Origin of the sequence: Vibrio frigidus (assembly GCF_042465995.1) — a bacterium.
In the GTDB taxonomy this organism is placed as follows: Bacteria; Pseudomonadota; Gammaproteobacteria; order Enterobacterales; family Vibrionaceae; genus Vibrio.
This window is the reverse complement of record NZ_JBCDMC010000019.1, coordinates 38,673-50,492: the sequence shown is the minus strand read 5'-3', so window position 1 is coordinate 50,492 and position 11,820 is coordinate 38,673. Positions and strand designations below refer to the sequence as shown.

Annotated in this window: 9 protein-coding genes and 2 pseudogenes; 2 read left to right on the top strand and 9 right to left on the bottom strand. The window is 39.7% G+C overall.

All coding sequences use genetic code 11. The features are described from left to right. Positions 1-413: 413 nt before the first annotated feature. The 5 genes from AACW90_RS21650 to AACW90_RS21630 all read right to left on the bottom strand — a co-directional run bounded on the left by AACW90_RS21650 (position 414) and on the right by AACW90_RS21630 (position 5,846). A complete protein-coding gene (locus AACW90_RS21650; RefSeq protein ID WP_390238814.1) occupies positions 414-1,418 on the bottom strand; it encodes an NAD-dependent epimerase in 1,005 nt (334 codons plus the stop codon). 61 nt (positions 1,419-1,479) lie between these two features. After that, a complete protein-coding gene (locus tag AACW90_RS21645) occupies positions 1,480-2,439 on the bottom strand; it encodes a DHH family phosphoesterase (protein ID WP_390238811.1) in 960 nt (319 codons plus the stop codon). A gap of 8 nt (positions 2,440-2,447) precedes the next feature. Further along, positions 2,448-3,083, bottom strand: coding sequence for a TetR/AcrR family transcriptional regulator (locus AACW90_RS21640; RefSeq protein WP_390238809.1), 636 nt, complete (start codon positions 3,081-3,083; stop codon positions 2,448-2,450). Between the two features lie 99 nt (positions 3,084-3,182). Further along, positions 3,183-4,514, bottom strand: a complete 1,332-nt coding sequence (locus AACW90_RS21635; RefSeq protein WP_390238806.1) for an MBL fold metallo-hydrolase RNA specificity domain-containing protein — start codon at positions 4,512-4,514, stop codon at positions 3,183-3,185. Positions 4,515-4,679: 165 nt separating this feature from the next. Then, positions 4,680-5,846 (bottom strand): nucleotide sugar dehydrogenase, encoded by a 1,167-nt coding sequence (locus AACW90_RS21630; RefSeq protein WP_390238828.1) that lies wholly within the window; start codon positions 5,844-5,846, stop codon positions 4,680-4,682. 304 nt (positions 5,847-6,150) lie between these two features. Here AACW90_RS21630 and AACW90_RS21625 point away from each other — a divergent pair, with 304 nt between their 5' ends. Beyond that, positions 6,151-7,260, top strand: a complete 1,110-nt coding sequence (locus AACW90_RS21625; RefSeq protein ID WP_390238804.1) for a Wzz/FepE/Etk N-terminal domain-containing protein — start codon at positions 6,151-6,153, stop codon at positions 7,258-7,260. Positions 7,261-7,463: 203 nt separating this feature from the next. Then, positions 7,464-7,769, top strand: a pseudogene (locus tag AACW90_RS21620) (ATP-binding protein); the annotation flags it as partial. Between the two features lie 26 nt (positions 7,770-7,795). Here AACW90_RS21620 and AACW90_RS21615 read toward each other — a convergent pair. From AACW90_RS21615 to AACW90_RS21600, 4 genes and pseudogenes are all read right to left on the bottom strand, one after another. Continuing rightward, positions 7,796-8,831 (bottom strand): annotated as a pseudogene (locus tag AACW90_RS21615) (IS630 family transposase). Positions 8,832-9,063: 232 nt separating this feature from the next. After that, the gene (locus AACW90_RS21610) at positions 9,064-9,228 is read right to left on the bottom strand and encodes a hypothetical protein (protein WP_390238802.1); all 165 of its coding nucleotides are present in this window, start codon (positions 9,226-9,228) and stop codon (positions 9,064-9,066) included. 30 nt (positions 9,229-9,258) lie between these two features. Further along, positions 9,259-9,597, bottom strand: coding sequence for a transposase (locus AACW90_RS21605; protein WP_390238799.1), 339 nt, complete (start codon positions 9,595-9,597; stop codon positions 9,259-9,261). Between the two features lie 22 nt (positions 9,598-9,619). After that, on the bottom strand, positions 9,620-11,530 hold the full coding sequence (locus tag AACW90_RS21600; protein ID WP_390238825.1) for a polysaccharide biosynthesis protein: 1,911 nt from the start codon (positions 11,528-11,530) through the stop codon (positions 9,620-9,622). Positions 11,531-11,820 lie beyond the last annotated feature (290 nt).

The window sequence follows — 11,820 nt, the reverse complement described above, 5'->3', positions numbered from 1 at the left end:
CATATCTGACTTGAAGCAACCAGTCAACGTAATGCTGTTCGGTTAGTGCTAAATACTTCGTCATTCCCGTGAAAACGGGAATCTTGGTGGTTTAGATCTCCACTTTCGTGGAGATGACGTAGATTTCGTGGAGATGACGTAGATTTCATGGGGATGGCGTTGGTTTTTCTTTGGGTCGTATATTTATGCCTCAAACCCTCGTTCCAATACTCCGTGTTGGAATGCATATCTGACTTGAAGCAACCAGTCAACGTAATGCTGTTCGGTTAGTGCTAAATACTTCGTCATTCCCGTGAAAACGGGAATCTTGGTGGTTTAGATCTCCACTTTCGTGGAGATGACGTAGATTTCATGGAGATGACGTAGATTTCATGGGGATGGCGTTGGTTTCGTGGCGATGCCGTTGGAATAACTCACGACCGATTATATTCTTTATACCACTCAACAAACTTAGCCACGCCTTCTTTCACACCCACTTGAGGCTTATAGCCTGTCGCTTCAAACAGATCTTGTGTATCTGCATAGGTTTTATAGACATCACCCGCTTGCATCTCACGAAAATTCTTTTTCGCCTCTATTCCTAAAGCCGATTCGATCTCGGAAATAAAGTCCATCAGACTAATAGGGCTGCCATGACCGATATTATAAACACGGTAAGGTGCAGAGCTCGTCGCTGGGCTCCCCGCTTCTACTGTCCAGTTGTTATTCTTTTCTGGGATGACGTCTGCAATCCGGATGACACCTTCAACGATGTCGTCAACGTAGGTGAAATCACGCCACATATCGCCATTATTGTTGATATCAATCGTGTCGCCATCCAAGATACGCTTAGTAAAAATAAACGGGGCCATATCTGGGCGACCCCAAGGGCCATATACAGTGAAAAATCGAAGCCCAGTGGTTGGAATATCATAAAGATGGGAGTAAGAATGAGACATCAGTTCGTTAGATTTTTTTGTCGCGGCATAAAGAGATACCGGATGGTCAACGGAATCGGTAGTCTTAAATGGTGTGCTTGCGTTTAAGCCATAGACCGAACTAGAAGACGCATAGACCAGATGTTCGACCTTCGTTGCTCTACAGCCCTCTAAGACATTCAAATGACCTATCAAGTTACTATTGGCGTAAGCGTGTGGGTTATCTAATGAATATCGAACGCCTGCTTGAGCCGCAAGATGAACAACCCTATCAAATTGCTCTCTTTCAAACAAAGCCGTCATTGCGCTGGTATCAGCAATATCCATCTTAATAAACGTAAACTGAGGATGGTCAATTCGGTTAAGTCGGGCTTGTTTCAAAGAGACATCGTAGTAGTCATTATTATTATCGATGCCAACAACGATATGCCCTTTCTTACATAATTCTTCGACTGTTTTTGCCCCAATAAACCCGGAAGCACCTGTCACTAAATATTTCATATCGGTTCTCTGTTGAAAATAGTTGGTTTAAATTTTGAATCTATTAAAGTCGTCTGCGATGTCAACGTTGGTAATAGCTTTCTACTTTTTGAATAAACAGTGTCAATTCGGAAGACGGCAACGCATTGATGCCCGCCGCGGCTTCTCGACCACCACCGGTTGAGAATTGACTGCATATCACACTTGCACCCTGTTTATTGTTGAGAGGGGCTCGTAAAGAGACAGTATAGGTATTATCACCATTCGATGTCAGTACCGCGTGGGCAGAATTTGGGGTTTGGTTCGCTAACCAGTTACCATACACACCACTGATTCGTCTCGATGCGGCATCATCTGGTAGCTCAAAAACACTTAACATAGTACTGCTATGCATCGCATCAACTGCAAGCGCTTTATTCATATCTTCTTGATATGCTTTCTGTAATGTATAAAACGGCGACGCTTTATCTGAGATAACATCAAAAGGTGAAGAATAATCTAACAACGCTGTATATAAGTCTGCTGGATGAAAGTGTAGATCCTCTACTTTTGCGCCATACCCATTGTAATTAATCAATGTGCCAAGGTCTTTCAGGGCATTCTTTTGTTCTGCATCTAGAGAGGCTTTATCTGCAAGCTCATCCGCTCTTGCGATAAGGTTGTCACCATACGCCGCGGTAATCGCCCACAAATGAAACCTTTCATCGAGCAGGTTATCTATAATCAATGCCGTACAGGTATTTGCATCCAAATCTATATGCGCATCTAGGTTTTCATTGTCTGGAATATCGCCTGATTGATGATGGTCAGCATAAAAAATGTTCACGCCTTTATTTAAAGCGGCCTCTAACGCTTGCCTATTCTTTGCCATCGAAACATCAAGAACGGTAAGGCTATCTTCTGCATTCACCTCAATTTTTGCAACAAGGTTTATATCTCTTTTTATCCCCGTCACTAACGTACTTTTTTTAGGTTGAACCAATCTAAGCTGTAGAAGAGCAATTATACCATCGGCATCCCCGTTAAAAATATCGTAATGCATTGTTCTTCCTAATTATTCATTGCTTTTATACCATCTTCTAAAAGTTGAATTTGATCCCTTCCCATCACCGTTGTGTGAGGTTTAACAATGGCGATCATTTGCAACACACCTTGATGGATGATCTTCTCTGTAATACCCGTTCTTGGTGACATAGCAGATTGATACCCAAGCCAACTTGATGCCACAAGATGGAGGGTCATAACGAGTGACTTAGCTTCTTCTTCATTAACCTTCAATAACTTAAGATCAACAAACCCATAAAAAATAGTTTCTAGGTTTTTACGTAGCTTTTCTTGAACGCCCAAATAGCGTTCATGCAACATTTCATCTCGCTGTAATATCTCTGGTAGATTTGAATAGAAAAAACGATATTTCCACATGAGTGTAAATATTGAATCCAGGTAGCGTTTAAGTAAAACCAAGCTCTCTTCTTTCGATTCTACTGGGGTAAAACGCTCCAACAACTCAGTTGAATAGCAATCAAAGATATCACGCACAATTTCTTGTTTGTTTCTGAAATGGTAATACAGATTACCGGGACTGATTTCTATATGCGCTGCGATGTGATTGGTGGTGATATTCCTTTCACCGCTTTCATTAAATAGCTCGAGACTTGCGGAAACAATTCTTTCTCTCGTTTTCATTTTTATTATCCATTGTGCTAACAATTGCAAGTATAAGCAGAAATCATTGATTCTTAAAGGGGGGAGAGTTGGGTTGAGAGGCTGAAACACTCAATCTTTTCACTTAACCACACAAAACCCTTTACCTTCTAGTTCTTTAGCAATGACTGATTTGGCTTCGTCTTCCCCATGGATAAGATGGACTTCTCTAGGCTTAACCTTTATTCCGTCAATAAACGCGTGTAAATCTCTTTTATCAGCATGAGCAGAGTAACCGGACATATTATGAATGTGGGCAGCGACGTCGATCTCTTCACCATCAATCCAGACGCTTTGTGGTAACGATTGTAGTTTTTGCCCTAAGGTCCCTTTTGCTTGATATCCTGCAAAAACAATATCAGTACGTTTATCTGGTAACAATGCTTTGAGATACTCAACAATTCGCCCTCCTTCGCACATGCCAGACGCGGCGACCACAATCGCGGGCTCGCCTGATGAAGCCAAGCGATTGACTAAACGTTGATGTGCTGGGTAGTTGTCGATTTGAATACACTGTTCAAACGCAAGTGGATGTCGTCGCTGTAAAATTTTTTCTTTCGCTTCTTTCCCCCAAAGCTTTTTAAAACGCCGATACGATTTCGTTACCTTTTGCGCCATTGGAGAATCTAAGATAATAGGAATATCGGCTTCTAATTCTGATTGGAAAATTAATTGCTCAATATCGAACAGCAATTCCTGTGTTCTGCCAACACTAAAAGCAGGGATCAAAATGGTGCCACCATCCAGTAACGAGCGGTTGATAATGTCCTTGAGTCTGGAGGCGCGACTCTTTACTTCGTCATGACAACGGTTGCCATAGGTCGATTCAATGAATAGATAATCGGCCCGTTGAGGTGGGATAGGGTCGGGTAACAGCGGCGTGTTGCTTGCGCCTAAGTCACCAGTAAAAACTACGATGTTATTATCCGATAGTTTTATTTCTACATAAGCCGAGCCCAAAATATGACCGGCCGGGTTAAATCGGATATAACAAAATTCGTTTAACTTACGGTTGTTCGCCGTAACTCGATGCCATCTTCCATACCTGCTTACTCGAACCCTTTTTTTAATGGCGGCTAAGAGTGACGCTCTATTTTTTCGTTTCATACCCAGTTGAAGCTTTAACCCATCATCTAACATCAATGGCATCAGTTCAGCCGTTGCCTCGGTGCACATTATCGGCCCAGAAAAGCCCGCCGCCAATAGCCATGGAATTCGACCTATATGATCGATATGGGCATGGGTAATAACAAGGGCTGTTATTTGATGAACAGGAAAACCAACCTCTAAAGGCTGAACATCCTTGCCTTGAAACTGACCGCAGTCAATTAGGATACTTTGCTTCGCGCTATAGAACAGTTCGTGGCAAGAACCAGTAACGGTATCTTTGCCACCATGATGGATGACTTTCATAGTTTGCTCCTGATTGTTGCGTCAGGATAACGATAAATGAATTTGCAAACAGGATGGAAAATGAAGTGAATTTTTTGGAGGCATATCTTTTTGAAGATAATAAGTTGAAATTTGAGCACTCGCTTCTGAATCAGAAAACCGCAAGTGCTCTATATCAAATGTTTTTTAGTCCGAACCAAACAGGTCTCGCGTATAGACTTTGTCTTCAACATCTCGAATCTCATCAACCATACGATTAGAAACAATAACGTCAGACATGGCTTTGAACGCTTCAAGGTCAGTAATCACTTTAGAGTGAAAGAAGTGCTCCTCATTAAGAACAGGCTCATAGACAACGACCTCGATACCTTTTGCCTTCAATCGCTTCATTATCCCTTGAATAGAAGAGGCACGGAAATTATCTGAACCGGCTTTCATTATCAGACGATAGATACCAACCACTTTAGGTTTTCGGTTGATTATAGAGTCTGCAACAAAATCTTTGCGCGTTCTGTTTGCGTCAACAATGGCGCCAATAATATTATTGGGCACTTCCTGGTAATTAGCCAACAGTTGCTTGGTGTCTTTAGGTAAACAGTAACCGCCATAACCAAATGAAGGGTTGTTGTAGTGATTACCAATACGAGGGTCTAAACCTACCCCTTCAATAATTTGACGAGAATTTAAACCATGCGCTTCCGCGTAGGAATCTAGCTCGTTAAAATAGGCGACACGGAGAGCAAGGTAGGTATTAGAAAACAGTTTTACCGCTTCGGCTTCTGTTGAATCGGTAAACAGAACCTGAATATCTTGCTTCTCTGCACCTTCAACTAACAAGCCTGCAAAAACCTTTGCTCGCTCACTTTGCTCGCCCACGATGATTCGTGAGGGATGTAAGTTATCGTACAGAGCGCTACCTTCACGCAAAAATTCAGGTGAGAACATAATATTTTCACAACCGAGTTCTTGTTTGATCCTTTCGGTGTAACCAACAGGAACCGTTGACTTGATTACCATCACGGCATCAACGTTGACAGACATTACTTGCTTAATCACCGCTTCTACAGAAGACGTGTTAAAATAGTTGGTAATTGGATCGTAATCAGTCGGCGTCGCGATAATGACGTAGTTGGCGTCCCGATAGGCTAAATCACCATCTAATGTTGCGGTGAAGTTTAATGCTTTGTTAACTAAAAAATCTTCTATCTCTGCATCAACAATAGGAGACTGCTTGCTGTTCAGCATTTCTACTTTTTCAGCAATGATATCTACCGCAACCACTTCATGATGTTGAGCGAGTAACATTGCGTTTGATAGGCCAACGTAGCCCGTTCCTGCGATTGCAATTTTTATATTCATATTCATATTCATATTCATATTCATCAAGAGTTACATACCAACTTTACAATCAGTCTACTTACAATACCTGTATAGGTAGGTCTTTATATCCTACTATGCAATATTACACCACTCCCGAAGAATGATACTTATCCATCCAATTACACCATCATCTATAATGTTAGATAAAATCCTAAGCCTACAAAAACTAGAGATTTATGATACCCAATGATATAAAATGATCGGATATTTATCATTTTTGTAAACTATCAATTGAAATCTCATTAATACATAAAGCATTTTAGCATAAGGACAGTTCGTGGATTTAAGTAATCAACACAAAAAACAACTTCTTTCAGACGTTCACAACACGCACAATTACGAAGGTGACGCAAGATTTCTTGAATTAATCACTGTCTTTTGGCAAAAAAAATTGATTGTGGTGTTTTCAAGCATAATCTTTTCAATTTTTGCCTCCATCTATATTTTTTTTGCTCCTGAATGGTGGAATAGCAAAGCAGTCATAACGCTACCTCAGGTACAAGATTACTCAGATTTTCGACTTCAAGTAGCACAATTTCAACCTATCCTCAATACCTACCAAAAAGATGGTGTAATTCTTATTGATAAAACGTTAGAAGAGATGGTTAAACCAGAAGTGGTTTTTGATTCTTTCATTTCTGCTTTTAATGCCAATTACAATAAGCGAGCTTATTTAGAAGGAACACCATCATTTGCAACGAATCTTGATAAAATTGATATTAACGATAAACTTAAGGTATCAACATATTATAGTCTATGGTTTAACAAAATTAGTGCACGTTATCAAGAAACAACAAATGATCGTATAGTCGTACTATCAGCGTCTTCTCCGACTCAATTCGGTAGTACAACTTTATTACGTGAATATATTAGTTTCGTTACAGACGTGGTTAAAAATAATCATATTAAAAACTTAAAAGCATCTATCGACTATAAAACTCGAGAGTTATTACAGTCAGAATTAATAGCAGTTCAACTTGCTAAGCATTCTATTAAAAATGAAATTTTAATAACTAGAAATTCATTAAAAATAGCAACTTCAGCCAACATAGTATCCCCATTGTTAAATTTCAGAAACGAAGATATTTTTCCAATTACGCTAGGAAGCTCAGCTATCAAAGAAAAACTAAAATTACTGGAATCAATAGATAGCATGCAAATATTTGAACCACGACTTGCACAAATAAATGTCAAACTAAATTTAATAACACAGACTAAAGTCACGAATAAAATAAACTTCCAACCTTTTCGCTACTTGGCCGAACCAGAAACACCAAGCAATAAAAACAGCCCTAAAAGCATGTTAATTATCATTCTCAGCATATTAATAGGCATCATGGTGGGATTGGCAATCATTGCCATACGACACATAATCAAATTAAAATAATTAAATGTAAACATACTTCTATTTTTAGAGCTATGTTTACATTTTAGCACATTCATTTATTTTCATACATAAATAGCAAATCCATCCTCAATAGACAAAAGTACATACACATGACGATATTTTTCTGATTGCTACACTTCAATTAAACATCGATGTCAATTTGAGATTAATTCATTTAATCGGCTTTGTTTACTAAATCAAGTGTACTGGCTCCACGACTCCTTATCGTCGACGAGATAGGTTATCTTCCGTTCGGCAGGGAGGAAGCAAACCTGTTTTTTAATGTCATCGCCAAGCGTTACGAACAAGGCAGTATTATCGTGACCAGTAATTTACCGTTCTCACAATGGTCAAATGCGTTTGCCGATGATACGACTCTAACCGCTGCCTTACTTGATCGCTTATTACATCACTCACATATCGTGCAGATAAGCGGAGAAAGTTATCGATTGAAAGGGAAAAAAGCAGCAGGAGTGGTTCCAACAATATTAGAAACGAATAAGAAGTAAAATGAAATTAATACCATTCCGGAAAATTAACTGGTCAGGTCTATCCAGCTTCTAGAACACATTTCCGTGACTCTCTTTGAGCTTTCTAAAAAGCCATTCCATGCGGTGCATATTTGAGAAACTATATCGTCATAGTGCTCAAAACTTTGGTTGGCGAGGTAATGTTGTCGTAGCCAACTCCAAACTTGCTCGATAGGATTCAACTCCGGGGAATATGGTGGAAGTTTGATGATACTGACATTATCGAATTGGTTAACGATATCTTCGGTATGCCATCCTGCACCATCCATTATCACCACTGCATGACGCCCACTTTGGGTCATTTCAGATATCTGTTTCAAGTGTTCAATCATAATATCTTTATTGACCCAAGGGACGACCATTGCCTCACCTATACCTCTTGCGGGACAAACGGAACCAAACAGATAGGCGTATTCAAATTGCTGCTGTTTCACAACTCGAGGCCGAGTTCCTCGTTCTGCCCAAAGTCGTGTTGTCGTGTTTTGCTGGCCGAATCTAGCTTCATCCTGAAACCAAACATCAACGTACTCAAGCCCTACGTGGCCAGGGATCTTGAGGATCGTTTCAATTTTGAATTTTTTTAAAATCGTCCTGAGCTTGTGGCGATTGTTTAGGGTGTTTTGAGTGTGACGTTATCCAAGAAAAGCCCATATGCTAGAGCAGGTAGTAGATGGAGTTTGGGTGATAGTGCTTATCGAAATTATTAATTATGTAAGCGTGTATATCACTGCCAGTCAGTCGACCACCTGATGAGTTTTCAGCTTCTGTTTTGATGTATTGGCTGAGTTGCTCACGTTGAGCCAGAGTCAAAAATGCTGGTCTTCCAGTTCGTGGTTTTTCTTGGAAACCATCGATACCGTCTTCTAGAAAGATTTGAACCCATTTATTCACGCTGGTTCTACTCACTTTAAGAGATTTTGCAATTTGGGTTCTAGAAGCGCCGTCTTTGAAGTGTGCCAAGGCCAAAAAACGCATTTTCATCTGCATAGATTTTTGCTGACTAGCAAGCTTTTTGAAGTCGATATTATTGAGGTTTTCCATAGTGATAATAAGTTTGTTTCAGGTAGCCTCAATTAGATCATATTTTTACTTTAATTGGTATAGCTACACGGGTGGGTCAGTTTTAGATCGGCGATAACGCCGTTAAGTGGGTCAGTTTTAAGTCGGCGTTGACAACGTTGCACGTTTCGTATTGTTCTAACAGGGTTTGCCATTCCTGGTTGGTACGTCGCGTCGCCATTTTCAACTCTCCTTATTTGGTGGAGTGTTGAACTTATGGTGACGTGTGACTGATTAAAATGCGGGGTTCGTGGGGCGGATACGCTGTTTCGGCTAAAGCTTTTTCTTTATAACAGAGTTCTTTCTTTAACTCTTTGATTTCGTGTTTATCTGCTTTGGCTTGTTTCTTGGATTCGGCCTCACGTTCTTTTGAAGACATAAAACCGTGCATACATTCACTGCGCCACAACTAGACTTCTTCTGGATACAATCCTTTCTCTCGACAGTACTGACTCAATTCGTTTTCTGTCATTGAAAAAGTTTCCGCAACAATCGCCAGCTTAGTTTGGGCTGACCACTGCTGTGAGGAGGTATGACTATTTGGCACAACGGATCCCGATTTTCGAAGTTGTTTACGCCAATAATACAACGTTGCATCACTGATGCTTTCTTCTTTTGCAACTTCGGCCACCGATCTAGAGTACGGAGGTAACAAATTTTTCAGTATTGCGTCTTTTCTTTCTTGCGAGTAACGAGACATATTCTCTCTGTTATCGCCCCCTAACTGGCTAAATTTTAACAGTGACAACTATCCTGCCAGAGATGGCTACTTAGGGTTGCTTTATTTGTTGCCAAACCAAATCACCAATTCCATCGGAAGGATTAAAATCAATAGGAGCCTCTATTAAAAGCGTTCTAATCTTTTCATGTTCAAAATCATGGCACAAAGAATCAAGCTCATCGATTAATTGTAGGTATTCTTCTAAAGGCAAATACTTCTCTTGAGCAGCCATTATTCGTTCATGAGCAGTACCCATAACATCCTCACCAATTAACAGCTCTTCGAATAACTTCTCTCCTGGACGAAGACCTGTAAATTCGATCGCTATATCACCATAAGGATTATGCTTGTTTTTAACTTCCAAACCTGATAACTGTATCAAATTTTGAGCCAAATCTGTGATTTTTACAGGTTCTCCCATATCTAACACAAATACATCCCCACCTTTAGCCATTGCTCCTGCTTGAATAACCAATTGAGCAGCTTCTGGAATTGTCATAAAATAGCGAATAATATCTGGGTGAGTGACAGTAACTGGACCACCAAGCGCTATTTGGCGTTTAAACAATGGAATAACCGATCCTGATGAGCCAAGCACATTACCAAATCGCACCATACAAAAGCAAGTGCCTCCGCTTAGTGAATTCTGCTGTTCTGCAAGTGCTTGAAGTCCTAATTCTGCCATTCGTTTGCTCGTTCCCATAACATTAGTAGGTCTTACTGCCTTATCAGTTGAAATTAACACGAATAACTGCACATTAGCCTCAATTGCAGCTTTTGCAGTATAATAAGTACCAAAAACATTATTTCTAACACCCTCAACAACATTATACTCGACGAGCGGAACATGTTTGTAAGCTGCAGCATGATATACCGTTTCTACAGAAAAACTTTTCATCACAGTAGAAAGACGATTGATTCGCTGTACAGAACCAAGTAATGGAATAATTTTCACTTCAATGTTATTCGACTGAATAAGAGCAGATAATTCCCTATCTATTTGATATAAAGCAAATTCAGATAACTCAAAGAGAACTAGCACTTTAGGGTGTTGATGAACAATTTGTCGACACAATTCAGAACCAATTGATCCACCAGCACCAGTAACCATGACTACTTTGTCTTTGATATTCGCTTCCATAAGAGCTTTTTGAGGTGTTACTGTATCTCGACCTAATAAATCATCGATAGCCACATCTTTTAGTTCATCTATTTTAGACTTACCATCTACTATGTCCTTCATATCAGGAATAGTTAACACCTCCGCTGAAAGCGGAGTCAATGATTCTAGTATTTGTTTTCGACGCATTCTAGATGCACTTGGAACCGCTAACAGAATCTGGTTAACATTTTTTTTGACAATTAAAGATTCTGCAGATTGTATATTTTCAACACAAAGTCCTAAGATGACCGTATTTTCGAGGGTCCTATCTTCATCGATAAAACCAACTACACGGTGCGAATCGGAAGTCCGCAGAGCTAGCGCTAATTGCCTTCCTGCTGATCCAGCACCGTATATAAGTACATTTTTGCGTCCTCTCCCATTAACCTGAGCGACCAATACCCGAATCAGTAAACGTGAACCACCACATAACAAGCAAAGAAATGCACCATATATTATAGGTACAGATCTAGGTATTGAAGATCCCGAATAAAAAGCAAGTACGGCAATTGATACCGCTGAAATCAAAGTTCCTAAACAAACAATAGCCAATGCATGAAAAGTGAGGTATCGAAGAATTGCCCGGTACAATCCTAGTCGAACAAATGACACCAGAGTAATAACAATAGTACCAAGAAGAATGTATTGAATGATCGAGTCGTTCAAAGACACTATATATCCAGTTCTTGTCCAATATGCCGAAAAAAAAGAAACTACAATAAAAATAGTATCAATACATACGCTAATTATCCGTTTTTTAAAACGAGGCATAGCCCAAAGGTAATTCAATCTAACCATTTTTTTCTCTTTTATTTTTAAGCACTTTGATAACAGGAAGAACACGCAAAATCTTGCCAAAGCCATCGCCTCTTTTTAGCAATCCTAAGCTTACTTTAGTTATCGAAATTAACGATATGTTCAACGCTAACTTAAGAGTATAGTTTAGCTGACCAGATAGTGAAGTGTTAGACATCAATAATAGTCAATTTCCAGATAAAACAGTGCCAACGTTAGCAACTGCTCTACTATAATAATAAAACCCATTAGAATCCAGATAATACCTTACTTAAAGGTTCAATAGCATTATA